16 protein-coding genes and 1 pseudogene are annotated in these 17,952 nt (G+C 69.7%); 8 read left to right on the top strand and 9 right to left on the bottom strand.

From position 1 onward, the window contains the following. Positions 1-106 precede the first annotated feature (106 nt). Positions 107-1,726, bottom strand: coding sequence for an ABC-F family ATP-binding cassette domain-containing protein (locus tag ACWPN7_RS07550; RefSeq protein WP_040135040.1), 1,620 nt, complete (start codon positions 1,724-1,726; stop codon positions 107-109). 122 nt (positions 1,727-1,848) lie between these two features. On the opposite strand from ACWPN7_RS07550, the gene ACWPN7_RS07545 reads away from it, so the two are divergent. Next, positions 1,849-2,571 carry a helix-turn-helix domain-containing protein gene (locus ACWPN7_RS07545; RefSeq protein WP_459197148.1) on the top strand — a complete coding sequence of 241 codons (723 nt, stop codon included), beginning with the start codon at positions 1,849-1,851 and terminating at the stop codon, positions 2,569-2,571. Positions 2,572-2,679: 108 nt separating this feature from the next. Then, positions 2,680-3,132 carry a DMT family transporter gene (locus tag ACWPN7_RS07540; RefSeq protein ID WP_040135038.1) on the top strand — a complete coding sequence of 151 codons (453 nt, stop codon included), beginning with the start codon at positions 2,680-2,682 and terminating at the stop codon, positions 3,130-3,132. 8 nt (positions 3,133-3,140) lie between these two features. On the opposite strand, the gene ACWPN7_RS07535 is transcribed toward ACWPN7_RS07540, so the two are convergent. Continuing rightward, on the bottom strand, positions 3,141-3,920 hold the full coding sequence (locus ACWPN7_RS07535; RefSeq protein WP_459197149.1) for an NAD(P)H-dependent oxidoreductase: 780 nt from the start codon (positions 3,918-3,920) through the stop codon (positions 3,141-3,143). A 96-nt stretch (positions 3,921-4,016) separates the two neighbouring features. On the opposite strand from ACWPN7_RS07535, the gene ACWPN7_RS07530 reads away from it, so the two are divergent. After that, positions 4,017-4,961 (top strand): LysR family transcriptional regulator, encoded by a 945-nt coding sequence (locus ACWPN7_RS07530; RefSeq protein ID WP_459197150.1) that lies wholly within the window; start codon positions 4,017-4,019, stop codon positions 4,959-4,961. Between the two features lie 12 nt (positions 4,962-4,973). Here ACWPN7_RS07530 and ACWPN7_RS07525 read toward each other — a convergent pair whose 3' ends face one another. Further along, complete coding sequence (locus ACWPN7_RS07525; protein ID WP_459197151.1) at positions 4,974-6,206, bottom strand: benzoate/H(+) symporter BenE family transporter; 1,233 nt, start codon at positions 6,204-6,206, stop codon at positions 4,974-4,976. Between the two features lie 113 nt (positions 6,207-6,319). Here ACWPN7_RS07525 and pdxR point away from each other — a divergent pair, with 113 nt between their 5' ends. The 3 genes from pdxR (at position 6,320) to ACWPN7_RS07510 (ending at position 9,393) form a co-directional block, all read left to right on the top strand. Continuing rightward, positions 6,320-7,810, top strand: a complete 1,491-nt coding sequence (pdxR, locus tag ACWPN7_RS07520; protein WP_459197152.1) for a MocR-like pyridoxine biosynthesis transcription factor PdxR — start codon at positions 6,320-6,322, stop codon at positions 7,808-7,810. 136 nt (positions 7,811-7,946) lie between these two features. Then, entirely contained in the window at positions 7,947-8,648 is a 702-nt protein-coding gene (locus ACWPN7_RS07515; protein ID WP_459197153.1) for a glutamine amidotransferase, read from the top strand. Between the two features lie 100 nt (positions 8,649-8,748). Continuing rightward, complete coding sequence (locus ACWPN7_RS07510; protein ID WP_459197154.1) at positions 8,749-9,393, top strand: DedA family protein; 645 nt, start codon at positions 8,749-8,751, stop codon at positions 9,391-9,393. A 6-nt stretch (positions 9,394-9,399) separates the two neighbouring features. On the opposite strand, the gene ACWPN7_RS07505 is transcribed toward ACWPN7_RS07510, so the two are convergent. The 6 genes from ACWPN7_RS07505 to ftsE form a co-directional block, all read right to left on the bottom strand. After that, positions 9,400-12,831, bottom strand: coding sequence for a ribonucleotide reductase barrel domain-containing protein (locus tag ACWPN7_RS07505; protein WP_459197155.1), 3,432 nt, complete (start codon positions 12,829-12,831; stop codon positions 9,400-9,402). Between the two features lie 144 nt (positions 12,832-12,975). Beyond that, entirely contained in the window at positions 12,976-13,911 is a 936-nt protein-coding gene (locus ACWPN7_RS07500) for an alpha/beta hydrolase family protein (RefSeq protein WP_247874993.1), read from the bottom strand. 53 nt (positions 13,912-13,964) lie between these two features. Continuing rightward, positions 13,965-14,747 (bottom strand): lysophospholipid acyltransferase family protein, encoded by a 783-nt coding sequence (locus tag ACWPN7_RS07495; RefSeq protein ID WP_456522324.1) that lies wholly within the window; start codon positions 14,745-14,747, stop codon positions 13,965-13,967. A 13-nt stretch (positions 14,748-14,760) separates the two neighbouring features. After that, on the bottom strand, positions 14,761-15,396 hold the full coding sequence (locus ACWPN7_RS07490; RefSeq protein ID WP_014198281.1) for a YdcF family protein: 636 nt from the start codon (positions 15,394-15,396) through the stop codon (positions 14,761-14,763). Positions 15,397-15,431: 35 nt separating this feature from the next. Next, complete coding sequence (locus ACWPN7_RS07485; RefSeq protein ID WP_014198282.1) at positions 15,432-16,334, bottom strand: cell division protein FtsX; 903 nt, start codon at positions 16,332-16,334, stop codon at positions 15,432-15,434. Between the two features lie 22 nt (positions 16,335-16,356). Next, positions 16,357-17,037 (bottom strand): cell division ATP-binding protein FtsE, encoded by a 681-nt coding sequence (gene ftsE / locus ACWPN7_RS07480; protein ID WP_014198283.1) that lies wholly within the window; start codon positions 17,035-17,037, stop codon positions 16,357-16,359. Positions 17,038-17,256: 219 nt separating this feature from the next. On the opposite strand from ftsE, the pseudogene ACWPN7_RS07475 reads away from it, so the two are divergent. Continuing rightward, a pseudogene (locus ACWPN7_RS07475) lies at positions 17,257-17,349 on the top strand (zinc-ribbon domain-containing protein); the annotation flags it as partial. 36 nt (positions 17,350-17,385) lie between these two features. Continuing rightward, positions 17,386-17,931, top strand: coding sequence for a hypothetical protein (locus ACWPN7_RS07470; protein ID WP_407824452.1), 546 nt, complete (start codon positions 17,386-17,388; stop codon positions 17,929-17,931). Positions 17,932-17,952 lie beyond the last annotated feature (21 nt).

The raw sequence follows: 17,952 nt of genomic DNA, 5'->3' as shown, positions 1-17,952 counted from the left end.
TTGCGCAACCCAGCCCGAACGACACGGGCACGAGTTTCCATGGAGGGGGCTGGCCGCGCAAGATGCTTGTTGCAGCGCACGCGTTCCCGCCCCGTCCGGGCTGGAGTCAGTGGATGCCCGGCGCTTCCTGCCCGGTGCTTGCCACATACTCGGTGTAGCCGCCGCCATACTGGTGGATGCCCTCCGGAGTCAGCTCCAGCACCCGGTTCGACAGGGCGGCCAGGAAATGCCGGTCGTGCGAGACGAACAGCATGGTGCCCTCATAGGCGCCCAGCGCCGAGATCAGCATCTGCTTGGTGTCGAGGTCGAGGTGGTTGGTCGGTTCGTCCAGCACCAGGAAGTTGGGCGGGTTGAACAGCATGATCGCCATGACCAGCCGGGCCTTCTCGCCGCCGGACAGGACGCGGCACTTCTTCTCCACATCGTCGCCGGAGAAGCCGAAGCAGCCGGCCAGAGCGCGCAACGCTCCCTGGCTCGCCTGCGGGAAGGAGGTCTCCAGCGATTCGAAGATGGTCTTGTCGCCGTCGAGCAGGTCCATGGCGTGCTGGGAGAAATAACCCATGCGCACGCTGCCGCCGACCATGACGGTGCCGTTGTCCGGCTCGGTCGCGCCGGCCACCAGCTTCAGCAGCGTCGATTTGCCGGCGCCGTTGACGCCCATGACGCACCAGCGCTCCTTGCGGCGGATCGTCAGGTCCAGCCCCTCGTAGATGGTCCGGCTGCCGTAGCCCTTGTGCACATTCTTCAGCACCGCGACGTCGTCGCCGGAGCGCGGGGCCGGCGGGAAGTCGAACGTCACGATCTGGCGGCGCTTGGGCGGCTCGAACCGCTCGATCTTGTCGAGCTTCTTCACCCGGCTCTGGACTTGGCTGGCGTGCGAGGCGCGGGCCTTGAAGCGCTCGATGAACTTCAGCTCCTTGGCCAGCATGGCCTGCTGGCGCTCGAACTGGGCCTCCTGCTGCTTCTCGCGCAGCGCCCGCTGGCGCTCGTAGAAGCCGTAGTCGCCGGAGTAGCTGGTCAGCGACCCGCTGTCGATCTCGATGATCTTGTTGACGATGCGGTTCATGAACTCGCGGTCGTGCGAGGTCATCAGCAGGGCGCCCTCGAAGCCCTTCAGGAAGCCTTCCAGCCAGATCAGGCTTTCGATGTCCAGATGGTTGCTCGGTTCGTCGAGCAGCATGACCTCGGGCCGCATCAGCAGGATGCGGGCCAGCGCCACGCGCATCTTCCAGCCGCCGGACAGCATGCCGACGTCCATGTCCATCATTTCCTGACTGAAGCTGAGGCCGGCGAGCACCTCGCGCGCCTTGCCCTCCAGCTCGTAGCCGCCCAGCTCGTCGAAGCGGGCCTGGACCTCGCCGTAGCGCTCGATGATGGCGTCCATCTCGTCGGCGCGGTCGGGGTCGGCCATGGCGGCTTCCAGCTCGGCCAGCTCGGCGGCGACGGTGCTGACCGGGCCGGCACCGTCCATCACCTCGGCGACGGCGGAGCGGCCGGACATCTCGCCGACGTCCTGGTTGAAGTAGCCGATGGTCGCCTGCTTCTCGATCGCTACCTGACCGGTGTCCGGCAAATCCTCGCCGGTGATCATGCGGAACAGCGTCGTCTTGCCCGCCCCGTTGGGACCGACCAGCCCGATCTTTTCGCCCCGGTTCAACGCCGCCGATGCTTCGAGGAAGAGGATTCGGTGACCATTCTGCTTGCTGATGTTGTCGAAGCGGATCATGTGCGGCTGCGTTCCTGCGGCGTTGTTCCCATGGCGTGGCGGGGGCTCTTATGCCACAGGATGCGCGCTGCGATGGAGTCCAGATCGGCGCCATGCGAAAATCGCAATCCGAAAACAGTGTCATGGGAAGGGTCGCCGCCATGGGGCGTCCGCCGCAGGTTTGGGACTATTGGCGCCCCATCGGCAGCGGGGGCGGCAGCGGGATCGTCGAGCTGGGGACGGTGCGCGGCCTCGACGTCGCCCTGCCGGTGCATTTCCATCGCGAGGATCAACTGACTTTCGTCCTGGCGGGGCGGCGGCGCTTCGTCATCGCGGGCGACCTGCGCGAGGCCGGTCCCGGCGAGGGTGTGCACATCCCGGCGGGAACGCCGCACCGCTCGCTGTGCGGGGCGGACGAGGTCGTCTGCGTCAACCTCTACACGCCGCCCGGCCTGTACGCCGCGCCGGAGGCGATTGCCGGGCTGGCCGGGCACTGGCGGAGGATGGGCGGGTTGGGCTGGGCCGACCTGACGCGGATCGCCGAGGATCACCGCCGCCCCATCGGGACCGGGGTGGAGCCCGCATCCGCGTTCACCGGTTGCGACGCGTGGGACAGCGTCGGCGAGGCGGCCCGCCGCGCCGGGATGAGCCGCGAGGGTTATTCCCGCCGGTTCCGCAAGCACCACGGCGTGCCGCCCCATGCCTTCGGGCTTCAGGAGCGGCTGAACGAGGCGCGGTTGCTGCTCCGCGCCGGGGAGTCCATCGCCGCGGTCGCGGCGGACACCGGATTCACCGACCAGAGCCATCTAGGGCGCTGCTTCCGCCGTGCCTTCGGCGTGACTCCGGGCCGCTACCGCGCCGGATAGGTCACATCCGTACCAGACCGCCGCCGCTCCGCCTGCTACCCATCCGCCCGAGAGCGCCGCACGGACACGGTCCGGCGGCGCGGCCACAGGCAAGCTTGGGAGCATGGCATGTCCATCGCAGTGTCCGCCGTCTCGTACCTCCTGGTGGTCGGCGCCGGGGTCAGCGTCGCGTTGCAACAGGTCCTCAACGCCAACCTCAGGGCCGACCTCGGCTCGCCCTGGTGGGCGGGCTTCGTCAGCTACGTCGTCGGCATGCTGGCGATGCTGGCGGTGGCACTCCTCGCACCCGGACCCCGCCTCGCCGAAGCGGTGGGCGGGGTGGGGTCGTGGGTCACCTGGACCGGCGGGCTGTTCGGCGCGCTGTTCATCGGGACCGCCATCCTGATGGTGCCCCGCCTGGGGGCGGCGACGGTGCTGGCGCTGATCGTGGTCGGCCAGATGCTCGGCTCCCTCGCCTTCGATCATGTCGGTCTGCTCGGCCTGCCGCAGCAGCCGATAAGCCCGACCCGGCTGGCCGGCGCCGCCTCCCTGATCCTCGGCGTCGTCCTGATCCGGCTGTAGGACCCCTTTCAGGTTCGGTGCAGGGCGAAGCCCGACGCGCCGGGGGCTTCCAACTCCGAGCGGAGTTCGAGGCTGGGGATGGCGTAATCGCCGCCGTTCTGGCGGCGGAACGGGATCGGCGCCGTCGTCTCCAGCGTCCGCATCCGCTCCCGCAAGCCCTCCGCCGCCCGCGTGAAGCCGGCTTCGTCGAAGCGGTCCACCCGGTAGGCGACGAAGGGCGGCAGCACGTCGTAGCCGGGGTAATGCAGGATGCCGTGGTTGATCGGGAACAGCAGGTCGTCGATCGGGCCGTTGATGCCGCGCGGCGCGTAATGCTCGGCCCAGCCGCCCGTCGTCACCACGAGCATGGCGCGCTTGCCGGCGAAGCGGCCCTCGCCATAGCGGTCGCCCCAGCGGCGGTCGCTGTGCTCGCCGACGCCATAGGCGAGGCCGTAGGCGTAGACGCGGTCAACCCAGCCCTTGAGGATCGCCGGCATGGTGAACCACCAGAGCGGGAATTGAAGGATCAGCGTGTCGGCCCACAGCAGCTTCTCCTGCTCGGCCTTCACATCGTCGGTCAGCGCGTCGGCGGCGAAGGCGGCGCCGGAGGCGGCGGCCACCTTCAGGCGCTCCCCCTCGCCGAGGCTGGGGAAGTCGGCGTGGTCCACCGTGGTCTTCCAGTTCATGGCGTAGAGGTCGGAGACCCTCACCGTATGGCCCTGCGCCTCCAGTTCCGCGACGGCGGCGTCGCGCAGGGCGGCGTTGAGGGAGCGGGGGTCGGGGTGGGCGAAGACGATCAGCACGTTCATCACAGGCACCTGTTCGCTTGAAACGCTTGCGCCTCACGCTAAGCCGGTGGAGATTGATCCGGTAGACAAGGTGAATGGATAGAACTCTGCCGTAAAATGGATCAATCGAGCGCCACAGCCGCCAACGTCACGTTGGACCGCATGCGGACCTTCGTCCGCGTCGCCGAACGGGGAAGCCTGTCGGCGGTGGCGCGCGAGATGGCCATCGGGCAATCCAGCGTCACCCGGCACATCCGCGAGCTGGAGGAGGCGCTGGGTGTCGCCCTGTTCAGCCGCACCACGCGGCGCGTCGCGCTGACCGCGGAGGGCGAGCGCTACTACGCCAACGCCGTCCAGATTTTGCGCCTCGTCGAACAGGCGGGCGACGAGGCACGCGACACCGGCCGCGCCTCGGCCGGAACGGTGCGCGTGTCCTGCACGGCGGCGCTCGGCGTCCGGCACATCAGCCGGCTGATCTTCGCCTTCCAGGACCGCCACCCGGACATCGCCGTCGATCTCGGCCTGACCGACGAGCGCATCGACCTCGTGCGCGACGGCGTGGACATCGCCATCCGCCTCGGCCCGCTCACCGACAGCTCCCTGAAACGGCGAGCGCTCGGGTCGAGCCGGCGCGTGCTTGTCGGGGCGCCGGCCTGTCTGGAGCGGCACGGCCGGCCGACGACGCCGGCCGACCTCGCGGGGTTCGACGGCGTGCGCATGTCGAACATCGCGGGGAGCGACCGGCTGACGCTCGAAGGGCCGGACGGCGGCCTTCACGCCGTTTCGCTCGGGGGACGGCTGCGGGTCGATCACGGGCTGGCCGCGCGCGAAGCCTACCTCGCCGGCCGCGGCATCGGCCCGGCCCATGTCTGGCTGGTGGACGACCTGCTTTCCGACGGCCGCCTGGAGGTTCTCCTGCCCGACCACGCGCCGCCCGCCGTGCCGCTCAACCTGCTGATCGTCCCGGAACGGGCCGGCATCGCGCGGGTCCGGCTGCTGGTAGAGTTCCTGGCGGAAACGGTCGCAGCGATCCCCGGGATCGAGCGATCGTCCCGGGGATAGCCGATAGGGTGATTAAGGGGCGGCCCCCTCGGTCACCGCCAAGCCACGGCGCGCGCGGCCCGGCAGGCGCAGGCGCCCGTTGAGGACGAGATGGGCGACGAGGCCGATCAGCAGGCCCCAGAACGCCCCGCCGATGCCGAGCAGCTTGATGTTCGCGGCAGACGCCAGGAAGGTGATCAGCGCCGCCTCGCGGGACGCCGGGTCGGCCATCGCCCCGGCCAGGCTGCCGCCGATGGTGCCGAGCAGCGCCAGACCGGCGAGCGCGGTGATGAAGGTTGTGGGAAACGCCATGAAGACGGCGGCCAGCGTCACCCCGAACACGCCGACGAGCACGTAGAAGACGCCCGCGGCGATCCCGGCGATCCAGCGCTTGGACGGGTCCTCGTGCGCCTCCTTGCCGGTCGCGATGGCGGCGGTGATGGCGGCGATGTTGAAGGCGTGGGAGCCGAACGGGGCCATGAGCAGCGAGCCGAGGCCGGTCACCGTCACGATGGGGTTGGCGCTGGTCTTGAAGCCGTCGTTCCGCAGGACCAGCATCCCCGGCATGTACTGGCCGGACAGCGTGATCAGGAACAGCGGCAGAGCGACCGACAGCAGCGCGTTCAGCGAGAAGTCCGGCGTGGTGAAGACCGGGGCGGCGAACTCCAGCGACAGCCCCGACAGATCGACGCGGCCCTGAGTCAGCAGGAAGGCCAGCCCGAGGACGAGGATGCCGACCACGGCGTAGCGGGCGGAGAACCGCTTCAGCGCGACATAGGCGACGATCAGCAGCCCGACCAGCAGCGGGTCGACGCTGGCCCCGCCGAAGGCCCCGATGCCGAAGGGGAGCAGGATGCCGGCGAGAAGGCCGGAGGCGATGCCGGGCGGGATCAGCCGGATGACCTTCTCGAAGCAGCCCGACAGGCCGAGCGCGACGAAGGCCGCCGCCGAGATCATGTAGGCGCCGACCGCCTCGGCGTAGGGTGTCGTCGCCAGCGCGGTGACGAGGAACGCCGCGGCCGGGGTGGACCAGGCGGTGATGATCGGCTCGCGATGGCGCCAGCTCAGGAACAGCCCGGTCAGCCCGACGCCGATGGAGACCGACCAGACCCAGGAGGCGGTGAGGTCGGGGCTGAGGCCCGCGACCTTCGCCGCCTGGAAGACCAGGATGAAGGTGCCGCCGTAATTGACGATGACGGAGATCAGGCCCGCCACGACGGGGTGGGTGAGGTCGTTGAGGCGGATGGGGGACGAATTGGGTGGCATGGTTGCGCGGGACCTCCGGACGGTTCGAGCCGCAAGGGCGATGAGCGGCCTTGACAACTACCCGACCAATGGCCTGATGTGCCCATCCGCTTTATCGAAGAAGGCCAGACCAATTGTTCCGGCATTCCCAGCTCGAGTCCGTGAAGGCGTGGATCGCCAACCCCGCCCACGCGGCCATGCCGCTCCACGCACGGATTCAGCGGGCCGTCCGGCAGCTCATCGTCGACGGCGCGCTTGGGCCGGGCAAGCCACTGCCCGCCTCGCGCGCGCTCGCCGCCTCGCTGGGGGTGTCGCGCGACACGATCGAGGCGGCCTACGCCCAGCTTCACGCCGAAGGTTTCATCGACCGGCGCGTCGGCAGCGGCAGCTTCGTCGCGGAGATCACCGAGTTCACCCCCGGCCGGCGCCGGTCCCGGCGCGACACGATTCCGAGCGATCCGGCACCGGCCCTCAGCCGGCGCGGGGCCGCCGTGTTCGAGGGGGGCGGCGTGCGCGAGATGGCGGCACCGCGGCCTTTCGCCCATGGCGTTCCGGAAACCCGGACCTTTCCGCTCGCGCTCTGGGAACGGCTGGAACGGCAGATGCGCAAGGAGGTCGGCGCGCAAAGCCTGTTCCACGGCGATCCGCAGGGGACCGAGCCGCTTCGCCGCGCCATCGCCGACTATGTGAACCTCGAACGCGGCGCGCGCGCCACCGCCGACCGCGTTCTGGTGCTGACCAGTTCGCAACAGGCGATGTCGCTGTGCGCGACCCTTCTGTTCGACCCCGGCGACGGGATTTTCCTGGAGGACCCGGCCTATTATGGGGCGCGCAAGGCGTTCGAGGCGGCGGGGCTGGACTGCGTTCCGGTCCGCGTCGACCGGCAGGGCATCGTCGTCGATCACATCCTGGCCGAGCCGCAGCGGGCGAAGGCGGTGTTCCTGACGCCGTCCCACCAGTTCCCGACCGGCGCGACGCTGGCGCTGGACCGCCGTCTGGCCCTGATCGAGTGGGCGGCCCGGCATCAGGCCTGGATCATCGAGGACGACTACGACAGCGAGTTCCGCTACGCGGGTAAGCCGACGGCCTGCGTGCAGGGGCTCGATCCGCATGGCCGGACCATCTACATCGGCACCTTCACCAAATCGCTCTTTCCCGGATTGCGGATCGGCTATGCCGTGCTGCCGCCGTCGCTCGTGAAGCCGATGACCGTCGCGCGCACCCTGCTGGATGGCCACACGGCGCCGATGGCGCAACTCACGCTGGCCCGCTTCATGGAAGGCGGGCATTTCGGGGCGCATGTCCGGACGATGCGCGGCGTCTATGCCGAGCGCCTCGACGCGCTGGCGGGTCTCGTCCGCAGACACCTGTCGGACTTCGTCGAGCCGCAGGTTCCCATCGGCGGGCTGCAGATGCCCTGCCTGCTGACCGGCGACCTTACGGAGCGCGCCGCCGTCGATGCGGCGCGGCGGGCCGGGATCGAACTGCTCGGCCTGTCGGCGCTGCACGCTGCAGGTGACGGCAAGGCGGGCTTCCTGATGGGCTTCGCGGCCTACACGCCTTTTGAAATCGAGACCGCGGTCAGAAAGCTGGAGACGACGTTCCGCGCGGCGACGAAGCCGTAAATTCGGCGGGCCTCCGGAACAAGGAGAATTGGTCTGGACCATTGCCGAAAAATGGCTGGGCACAGCGAGCCATTCGTCTGGTATCCGAGAGCCGACCAATCCACGACGTTCCCGGCGCGGGAGCGGGAGGCGACCCATGCACAAAACGGCACTGGCGATCCGGCACGTCCATTTTGAAGACCTTGGCATCTTCGGCGCGGTGCTGTCGGAGGCCGGCTATTCGGTCCGCTATCATGATCTCGACGCGGCGCCTTTTGCGCTGCTCGATCCGCTGGAGCCGGATTTGCTGATCGTCCTTGGCGGTCCCGTCGGGGTCTATGAAAGCGACGCCTATCCGTATCTCGCCGAGGAATCTACGCTCCTGGCGGCAAGGCTGGCCGCGGGGCGCCCGACGCTCGGCATCTGTCTCGGGGCGCAGCAGATCGCCAAGGCGCTCGGCGCGGCGGTGCGCTCCATGGGCCACAAGGAAATCGGCTTCGGGCCGCTCACACTGACCGATGCCGGACGGGTCGGGCCGCTTCGCCATCTGGAGGGCGTTCCGGTGCTTCACTGGCATGGGGACGCCTTCCAGATCCCCGACGGGGCCGAGAGCTTGGCGTCGACGCCGCTCTGCGCAACCCAGGGGTTTTCGGTTGGCCGCCACACGCTGGCCCTGCAATTCCATCCGGAGGTCGATGTGGCCGCCGGCATCGAGCGATGGCTGACGGGCCATGCTGCCGAGTTGGCCGGGGCCGGCATCGACCCGCGCGTGCTGCGCGGTCAAGCGGCGGGGATCGGCCCGGAATTGCGCGAGGCCGGACAAAGGATGCTGGCCGAGTGGCTTCAGGCTGTGCCCTGATCCCTGTGCGGCGGGGCGGGATGGGGGTTCCATCGATCTGCACGGCGCTGCCGATCTGTGGCACAGTCCGCTCCAACGAGCCGCCTCACAGGGAACCTGAATGAACGACGCAGCAAGGAACATGCTGATCGACGGCATGGAGCGTTGGAGCGCCTTCATCGAAGCGAACGCCTCCTGGGCGGAGGTGATCTTCTTCCTGTGCGCCTTCGCGGAGTCCCTGGCCTTCGTCGGGTTCGTGGTGCCGGGCGTGGTGCTGATCGCCGCGGGAGGCGCGCTGGTCGCCTCCGGCGCCCTCGGCTTCTGGCAGGTCTACGTCGCCCTCGCACTGGGCGCGGTGCTGGGCGACGCCGTGTCCTACTGGCTTGGCCGGGTGTTCGGCGATCGGGTGCCGGTTGTGTGGCCGTTCCGTCAGCGGCCGGAGCTTCTGGAGCGGGGCAGCCGCTTCTTCCTGCGCCACGGCGGCAAGAGCGTCTTCTTTGCCCGCTTCCTCGGTCCGCTGCGGCCGGTGGTGCCGATCACCGCCGGCATGATGGCGATGCCGCACCACAGCTTCCAGACCGCCAACCTGCTGTCCGCGGTGATCTGGGTGCCTTTGATGATGGCGCCCGGCATCGCCATCGCGAAGGGGGTCGGCATCGAAGACCTCCTGTCCGGCGCCACGGCGACGCCGGCCGTCACCCGGAATGGAGGCGACACGCCCTGCGTGCCGGCGCCGCCGATTTCCGGCGAGCCGTCGCGGTGCTGAGCGCCCTCAGGCGCATTTTGAATAGCCGCAGTTCAGGCAGCTGTCGCAGCCTTCCTGCCGGATCAGGCCGGGCTGGCCGCATTTTGGGCATTGCCGGAGATTGGCCGACTCGGTTCCGATGACCACCGGTGCGGAACCGGAGGCGGCGTCGGCAGACGGTGGCGCGGTCGGCGTCCCGTCGGCGGTCCCGTCGTCCGGCAGCATGCCGATGGCCTTGAGGTGCCGTTCGATCACGTCACCGATGGCCGCGAGAAGGGACGGGACGTAGCGGCCCTGCATCCAGGCGCCGCCGCGTGGGTCGAAGACCGCCTTCAATTCCTCCACCACGAAGCCGACCTCGCCGCCGCGGCGGAAGACCGCGGAGATCATCCGCGTCAGCGCCACGGTCCAGGCGTAATGCTCCATGTTCTTGGAGTTGATGAAGACCTCGAAGGGCCGGCGCCGCCCGTTCTCCACGATGTCGTTGATGGTGATGTACATGGCGTGGTCGCTGTCCGGCCAGCGCACCTTATAGGTCTCGCCCGGCAGGGTCTCCGGACGATCGGGCGGCTTGGACGACGCCATGGCGCCTGGAGCCGCGGTGGGATCGGCGGCCTGGGTCGGGGACGGGGCGGCGGCCTCCTTCTTCACCGACAGGACGGAACCGGTGACCGCGTTCGGGCGGTAGGTGGTGCAGCCCTTGCAACCCAGCTCGTAGGCCTGCCAATAGACGTCCTTGAAGGCGTCGAAGGGCAGGTCCTCCGGGCAGTTGATGGTCTTGGAGATGGAGCTGTCCACATGGCGCTGGGCCGCCGCCTGCATCACTACATGCTCCGCCGGGGTCAGCGACTGCGCGTCTGCGAACCAGTCGGGCAGGGGGGCCTCGTCCCCGAACCGCGCGCGGAACAGGCGGTAGGCGTGGTCGCTCACCTCCTCCGTCCGGCGGGTGCCGTCGGGCATCAGGACGGTGCGCTCATAGCTGTAGGAGAAGACAGGCTCGATCCCCGACGACACGTTGTCGGCGAACAGCGAGATCGTTCCGGTCGGCGCGATGGAGGTCAGAAGGGCGTTGCGGATGCCATGCTCCGCGATCAGGGCGCGCACATCCTCGTCCAGCCCGCGCACCATCGGGGCGTTCGGATAGGCGTCGCGGTCGAAGAGCGGGAAGGCGCCCTTCTCCGCGGCGAGCAGGGCGGAGGCGCGGTAGGCCTCGTTGCGGATGATCCTCAGCCAGGACTCGGTCAGCGCCACCGCCGCCTCGCCGCCATAGCGCGTGCGGCAGAGGATCAGCGCGTCGGCCAGCCCGGTGACGCCCAACCCGATGCGGCGCTTGGCGTGGGCCTCCTGCGCCTGCGGTTCCAACGGGAAGCGCGAGGCATCGACCACATTGTCCATCATCCGCACGGCGAGCGCCGTCAGCTCCTTCAGCCGGTCGGTGTCGAGCCGGGCCGTCTCCTCGAACGGGTCGATCACCAGGGCGGCGAGGTTGATCGAGCCGAGCAGGCAGGCCCCATAGGGGGGCAGTGGCTGCTCTCCGCAATTGTGCACCAGGATGCCGTTGGCATCGAAGGCGTGGATTCCGGGAATCCGGACGTCGAAGACGTCTTCGGTTCCCTCTTCCTCGACCGACGCGACCTCGGCGACGAAGCGCTCCCGGTTCGGCGTGCGGCGGTAGGCGTTCAAAGCGGCTGTCAGTTTGGCCTGCTTCTCATGGTCGGCGAAACCGACGCGTTCGGCGAACCGTCCCAGGTTGTCCTTTGCGATGATGAGTTCGTGGTCGGCGCTGCATTGATAAGGCTTGCGTCCGCCTTGGCCGTCGGGAAGCAGCCGGAGGCTGGACGGGCGGCGCTCCTCATAGATGCGGCCGACGATGCCAAGCCGCAGCAGCATGCGTTGCACCGCCCGCAGCCGGTCCAGGTCGCTCTGCGCCAGCCGGACGCTGATGCCCTTCGCTTGGTCGCCCAGGACGGTGCCGTCCGCGTCGAACAGGCCGCGCAGGAACCCGCGGTAGAAGTCGCTGGACGTCCTCTCCAAAGCCGGCGTGATCCTCTTGTCGCCGGGGGTCATTCCCAGACTGCCGGCGATCCGCTTCAGGGCACCGAGCGCCATGCGCTGCTCGCCGCGGCCCTGCACCGGACCCCAGCCGGCGAAGTCGGCGCGGTGCGGCAGGCTGTGGGCGGCGGCCAGGGCCGCCTCCATCACCCCGGCGACACCGGGCCGCAAGGACGGGCCGTTCGCCACGGCTTCACCCGGCCACACGGACAGAACCGCCTTGTCCTCCTTCAGCGTGCCGTCGCCGACGAGCAAGCCGGTCAGATAGCCTTCCGCCTCGCCGTAGGCCCCATCCCATCGCAGCCCGCCGCCGTGATCGTTGAGGACGACCAGATCGCCCGGCACCAGCGAGCCAACGCCCTTCCACTCCTCTTTGCGGCTGTCGCGGGTCAACTGGCTGACGGTCCGGACGAGGTGGTCGGCGGTGGCCCGCAGCGTGAAGCCGTCCCGGGTCACGATCCGCAGGACCGGCTTGCTGCCGGTGCGGAAGAACCCTTCCACCGACGGGAAGGGAGCACCGTCGACCACCGCCGTGAAGGGGCGGTCCAGCAACTCCGCCACAAGGCGCGGCCCATCGGCGGTCTGCACCCAACTGTCGGCGGTGACGCATGGGTTGGTGGCGGAGATGAATTCGCAATAATTCAGGTTGTTCTGCCCGTTCACCCGGTCGATGAAGATGACGCCCGGCTCCGCATAGGCGTAGGTGGCCTGCATGATGCGGTCCCACAAGCCGCGGGCGCGCACCTCGCGGTGGACCTGCCCGTCGAAGACCAGCGGCCAGGGCCGGTCCTCGCGCACGGCGTCCATGAAGGCGTCGGTGACCAGGACCGACAGGTTGAACATGCGCAGCCGGCCGGGCTCGCGCTTGGCGTCGATGAAGTCCTCGATGTCGGGGTGGTCGCAGCGCAGGGTCGCCATCATCGCGCCGCGCCGGGCGCCCGCCGACATGATGGTGCGGCACATGCTGTCCCACACGTCCATGAAGGACAGCGGGCCGGAGGCGTCGGCGCCCACGCCCTTCACCAGCGCACCCTTGGGCCGCAGGGTGGAGAAGTCGTAGCCGATGCCGCCGCCCTGCTGCATGGTCAGCGCCGCTTCGCGCAGATGGGCGAAGATGGCGCCGAGGTCGTCCTCGATCCGCCCCATGACGAAGCAGTTGAACAGCGTCACCGTCCGCCCGGTGCCGGCTCCGGCCAGGATGCGCCCGGCGGGCAGGAACTCGAAACGGGACAGCGCCCGCTCGAATCGCGGCGCCCAGACCTGAGGATCGGACTCGGGCGCGGCGAGCGCCGTGGCGACGCGGCGCCATGTGTCGGCAATGGTCTGGTCGATGGGGTCGCCCGCGGCGGACTTGAAGCGGTACTTCATGTCCCAGATCCGCTGGGAAATGGTGGCGATCCCCGTCATGCATCCTCCCCTTGCGCGGGCGGCCGGTCCGCACCTCCGGTCCGCCGACAGCGGTGTCCAAGAGTAGGGGGCGCCCTTCCGGGGGTCAACCGTGGGGGCAGCTTGGTCGTTCCTCTTGCGTTCCGGCCACTTGCGTTCCTGTCGTCAGTTGCTGATCCGCTCCCGCTGATCCGGCATCGCCTTGAGCGTCGCCACGATCTGGCCGCTGTCGGCGCCGGACCCGCACAGGCCGAGAGCGGTCTCGCCGAAGTCCACGAGGCTGTGGTGGCGCGGGGCCGGCGCCCGCTCCAGCGGCACCAGCCACGCCGCGTGCCCGCGCGCGGTCAGGGCGTCGAAGTAGTCGCGCTGGGTGTCGAACGGGATGTTGGTCTCGCGCGGGTCGCCGATGACGAAGACGCGGCGGTCGGGATCGGGCGGGATGCGGTCGAGCGATGCGGCGGGGTCGAACCAGCCCTGCGGGCGGGCCAGCAGCGTCCGCAGCCCGCGCGCCTCCAGATAGGCGCGGTAGGCCGGCGCGCCGGAGGAGATCACCGCGCAGCGCAGATCATGGCGGCGAGCCAGGAACTCGGCGGTCAGCGTGCCGCCGGCGCTGTGCCCGCCCAGCGCCCATTCCGTCACGCCGTAGCGGGCCTTCAGGACGTCGAGCAGCGCGTTCATCAGGGCCGCCTCGCGCGGCGTGTGGCGCGTCGTCCAGAAGCGGCCGGAACTGCCATAGGCGCCGGGCCGGGCGAGGAACAGGAAGGGGATGCCGAACCGCTCCGCCAGGGCGCGTTCCTGGTCGATCATGGCGGCGACGCCCAGCCCCTCCTGGTGGCCGACGGAGGTCGGCTTGGTCCCCATGATGTCGCCGTGCATCCAGGCCGCGGCGATGGGGTTGGGGCTGGGGGCGGGGCGCAGTCCCGCCGCGTAGTAGCGCAGGCATTCCCCGCGCCCGTCCACCTCCACCCAAGCGGCGGTTTCCTGCGCCTCCAACGCGGCGCAGGCCTTGCGGGTGATGGTGACGCCCCCGGTCACCGCGGCGTTGGAAAAACGCTCCGCGCTCGGCTGCGACTGGGCGTGGGCGTCCGTCGTCACCACCATCGATATCGCCAGCACAAGACCAGCGAGGAGGATAATGGCCGCGCCCCGGCGCATCAGGACGCGGTTTCGCTCACCGCGGTGGTGGCCGGTTCCGCCGCCTTCGGCCGCACGGTCGCTGGGCCGCCCGCGGCGACGACCAGCCGGTCGGTGGCCGCCTCCAGCCGCTCCTCCAGTTCCTGCATGGCCTTGGCGCGGCCCAGGCCCGGCGGGATGGGGGGCAGGAATTCCACGATGATGGTGCCCGGCCGCTTGATGAAGCTGTTGCGCGCCCAGTAGAGGCCGGCGTTCAGCGCCATCGGCACGATGGGGATGTCGAGATGGTCGTAGAGCACGCCGACGCCGATCCGGTAGGGGCGGTAGGCGCCGACGGCGACCCGCGTTCCCTGCGGGAAGATCACGATGGGCCGCCCCTCGTCCCGCACCGGGCGGGCGTTGCGGACCATGGAGGCGACGGCGCGGCCCTTGGCGCCGCGGTCGACGGCGATCATCCGGGATCTGGCGGCGTACCAGCCCCAGATGGGAATCCACAGGAGCTCGCGCTTCAGGATGATCGCCGGGTCGTTGACGAGGAAGTGCAGCTTCATCGTCTCCCAGGCCGACTGGTGCTTGGCGGCCAGGAGGAACGACCCGCTCTGGGGGACGTGCTCGCGCCCGCGCACCTCGTAACGGATGCCGACGAGCGTGCGCTCCAGCCACGAGACGGTGCCGAAATACCACGTGATCACGCGGATCATGCTGCGTCGCGGCAGCAGCAGCGACCACAGGATGCCGACGCAGATGACCGCCGTCCACACATAGAAGGCGACGTTGAAGGCGAGGGAACGCAGGAAGATCATGGCCGGGAACTTGTCAGGATTCGATCAGCTTCTCAAGCGTGTAGCGAAGGCGCGTCACAATGTACTTGTTGTACTCGGTCATCAGCAGATTCGCCGTGCCCGGCCACAGCCACCAGTCGTTGAGATGCACGTTGGGGGAGGCGACGGGGTGGGGCACCACCTCGACCTCCGGGATCACCATGCGGAACTCCAGAAGGCTGCGCATCATGTGGTAATTGGCGGTGACCAGCCGCATCGAGCCGTAGCCCTGCGCGCGCAGCCAGTCCGCCGTCTCGTAGGCGTTGCCGATCGTGCTGTCCGCCGAATAGCCGAGCGTGATGCAGCATTCCATCTCGCCGGGGAACTGGCGGGAGCGCTTCAGCAGCTCCTGCACCTCCAGCCCCTCGTAGACGCCGGAGACGAACAGCCGGTGCGCCCGCCCGTCGGCCAGCAACTCCAGCCCTGTGCTCAGCCGGCCGCTGCCGCCGGTCAGCACCACGATGGCGTCGGTGTTGCGGGTGGCCTCGGCGCTGCCGGGCGGCGGCGGGGTGCGGGGGATCGACGCGGCGAACCAGAACAGCCCGCCGAGCCACGCCAGCCCGCCCAGCATCGCCAGCAGCAGCAGCCGTCGCAAAGCCCGCAGGACCCGGGCGCGCCGCGAGTGGGCCATCCCTCAGCCTCCGGACGGACGGATCGGGCGGGCGGTCACGGCATCGACTCCAGCGTGCGCAGCACCGTCCAGCGCGCGGTCAGCGCGGCCAGCAGGCAGGCGGCCAGCGGCACGGCGGCCAGCGCGGCGACGGCCCACCAGGGCGAGGTGGCGAGGTCGGGCAACAGGCTGGCGTGAAGCCCGGCGGCGGCGTGGCCGATCCCGCCCAGCGTGCCGGCGGCCAGCAGCAGCCCGGTCATCCCGCCGCGCAGGGTCAGGCCGATGACGTGCGATTCGAACTGCCGCGCCACGTAACGGTCGGTGGCCCCCATCAGGTGCAGCAGCTCCACCACATGGCGGTGGATGGCGAGGCCGGAGCGCACGGCGAAGACCACCGCCATCACGCCCGCCCCGCCGATCAGCGCCACGATGCCCAGCGCCGCCAGATGCATCGCCCCGGCGAAGCGGCGCAGGTCGGCCAGCCACACCGCGTGGTCGTCCAGCGTGGCGCCGGGGGCGGCGGAGGTCAGGCGCACGGACAGCGCCGCCGTGTCCACCGGCCCGTTGGTCATCACGTCGATCAGCCGCGGCATCGGCAGCAGCGGATCGGCGGCCTCCTTGCCCAGCCACGGCTCCAGAAGACGGCCGACGTCGCCGCTGGACAGGACGCTGGCGGTCGCGATGCCGGGGGTGGCGCGCAGGACGGTCAGCGCGGCCTCCGTCCGCTCCTCCAGCGGGGCGGCCTGGGCGCTGTCGGGCAGCGGCATGATCTGCACGGTCAGCCCGCCGGCCAGACCGCTGTCCCAACGCCGGGTCATGTCGGAGACGAGCAGGGCCCCGGCCAGCGCCAGCGCCGCCAGATAGACCATCAGCGCGGTCAGCCACATCAGGAAGCGCGAGGTCGGGTCCTTCGCCAGCGGCAGGTCGGAGTTTCGGCGGGTCAGCGGCGGCAGGGCCATGGTGTGTCTCCTTCCCTCCGCGTCAGGCCCAGCGCGAGGCGTGTGCCGGCAGGACGTGCAGGCGTCCGTTCTCCAGCATCAGGCGCGGGTGCTCGAAGCGGCGGATCAGCGCCTCGTTGTGCGAGGCGATGACCACGGTGGTGCCCAGCTTGTGAAGCTCCTCGAACAGGTAGAGCAGGCGCATACCGATGCCGTCGTCGACGTTGCCGGTCGGCTCGTCGGCCAGCAGCAGGCGCGGGCGGTTGATGACCGCGCGGGCGATGGCGACGCGCTGCTGCTGCCCGCCCGACAGGGTGGAGGGCAGGGAGTTCAGATGGTTGCCCAGCCCCACCCAGCGCAGGATTTCCGTGCAGTGCTCCACCACATCGGACTCGCGCGCACCGCCCATGCGCAGCGGCAGCGCCACGTTGTCGAGCGCCGAGAGATGGTCGAGCAGGGCGAAGTCCTGGAACACCACGCCGATCTGGCGGCGCAGCGCCGGCAGGTCGGTGCGCTTTACCCGCGCCATGTCCTTGCCGAACAGGGTGACCAGCCCGCGCGACGGGCGGAGCGCCAGATACATCAGCTTGAGCAGCGACGACTTGCCGGCCCCGCTCGCCCCCGTCATGAAGTGGAATGAGCCGGGCGGCAGGGTGAAGCTGATGTCGCGCAGCACCTCCGGGCCGGTGCCATAGCGCAGTCCCACATTCTCGAAACGGATCACGGTCCCACCAAAGGCGCAACGGAAGGCCCCGGCGGCGTCCCGCCGGGTGCGCGGATGGACAATGCACCGGCAGGGGCCGGCGCGTCCACCGCTGTCCGTCTTGCCGCGCCCATTGCCTTGGTAGGAGCGGCCGTACGCGGCGCCCGTGCGTTCCTTGCTTCACACCTCATGACTACCTATAAGGACAGTCTGCAATTTCGGTGACAACGATCGGCATCTATGATCATCACCTGCCCGGCCTGCGACACACGGTACACTCTTGCCGATTCGGCGGTTGGTCCGCAGGGCCGGAAGGTGCGTTGCGCCCAATGCGGCCACATGTGGTGGCAGTCGCCGCAGGACGATCCCGTGTTCCATCCCGACGCGGTGACCGAGTTCCACCCGGTCCCGCCGTCCTCCACAAAGACGCCGTCCTCCAAGACGAAGGCGGCTGCCAAGCCTGCGGCGGACCCCGGCGCGCGGCGCCGGGCGCTGGTCGGTTGGGGGGCCTTCGTGGCGGTGCTGCTGGCCATCGGTGCCGCCGGTTATTTCGGCCGCGCCACCGTGGTGCGGTTGTGGCCTCCGGCCGCGTTGTTCTACGAGACGGTCGGCCTGCCGGTGGAGCCGCCGGGCACCGGCCTCCAGCTTCAGAACGTCCGCTCGGAGCAGAAGGCCGAGGACGGCAAGGCCGCTTTGCTGGTGGAGGGGCAGATCGTCAACGTCTCCGAGACGCTGCGCACGGTGCCGGCGCTGCGGGTCACCGCGCTGGGCGCCGACCGCCAGCCGTTGCGGAACTGGACCGTCGCGCCGGTGCCGCCGCAGATCCTTCCCGGTGAGATCGCCACCTTCCGCGATGTCCAGGCGGACGCCGCCGGGGTGCTGGAGGTCATGATCACCTTCGACGGAGGGCGCTGAGGCGGTTGCTGACCGCGGTTC

This window comes from Azospirillum sp. UENF 312511 (genome assembly GCF_058780635.1).
Note: the sequence above shows the minus strand (reverse complement) of the source record. Positions and strands in the feature narration are given on the sequence as shown.

Bases quoted from the DNA above. Each gene is read 5' to 3' on its own strand.
- ACWPN7_RS07550 (WP_040135040.1), bottom strand. From the start codon at position 1,726: ATGATCCGCTTCGACAACATCAGCAAGCAGAATGGTCACCGAATCCTC.
- ACWPN7_RS07545 (WP_459197148.1), top strand. From the start codon at position 1,849: ATGGGAAGGGTCGCCGCCATGGGGCGTCCGCCGCAGGTTTGGGACTAT.
- ACWPN7_RS07540 (WP_040135038.1), top strand. From the start codon at position 2,680: ATGTCCATCGCAGTGTCCGCCGTCTCGTACCTCCTGGTGGTCGGCGCC.
- ACWPN7_RS07535 (WP_459197149.1), bottom strand. From the start codon at position 3,920: ATGAACGTGCTGATCGTCTTCGCCCACCCCGACCCCCGCTCCCTCAAC.
- ACWPN7_RS07530 (WP_459197150.1), top strand. From the start codon at position 4,017: ATGGATCAATCGAGCGCCACAGCCGCCAACGTCACGTTGGACCGCATG.
- ACWPN7_RS07525 (WP_459197151.1), bottom strand. From the start codon at position 6,206: ATGCCACCCAATTCGTCCCCCATCCGCCTCAACGACCTCACCCACCCC.
- ACWPN7_RS07515 (WP_459197153.1), top strand. From the start codon at position 7,947: ATGCACAAAACGGCACTGGCGATCCGGCACGTCCATTTTGAAGACCTT.
- ACWPN7_RS07510 (WP_459197154.1), top strand. From the start codon at position 8,749: ATGAACGACGCAGCAAGGAACATGCTGATCGACGGCATGGAGCGTTGG.
- ACWPN7_RS07505 (WP_459197155.1), bottom strand. From the start codon at position 12,831: ATGACGGGGATCGCCACCATTTCCCAGCGGATCTGGGACATGAAGTAC.
- ACWPN7_RS07500 (WP_247874993.1), bottom strand. From the start codon at position 13,911: ATGGTGGTGACGACGGACGCCCACGCCCAGTCGCAGCCGAGCGCGGAG.
- ACWPN7_RS07495 (WP_456522324.1), bottom strand. From the start codon at position 14,747: ATGATCTTCCTGCGTTCCCTCGCCTTCAACGTCGCCTTCTATGTGTGG.
- ACWPN7_RS07490 (WP_014198281.1), bottom strand. From the start codon at position 15,396: ATGGCCCACTCGCGGCGCGCCCGGGTCCTGCGGGCTTTGCGACGGCTG.
- ACWPN7_RS07485 (WP_014198282.1), bottom strand. From the start codon at position 16,334: ATGGCCCTGCCGCCGCTGACCCGCCGAAACTCCGACCTGCCGCTGGCG.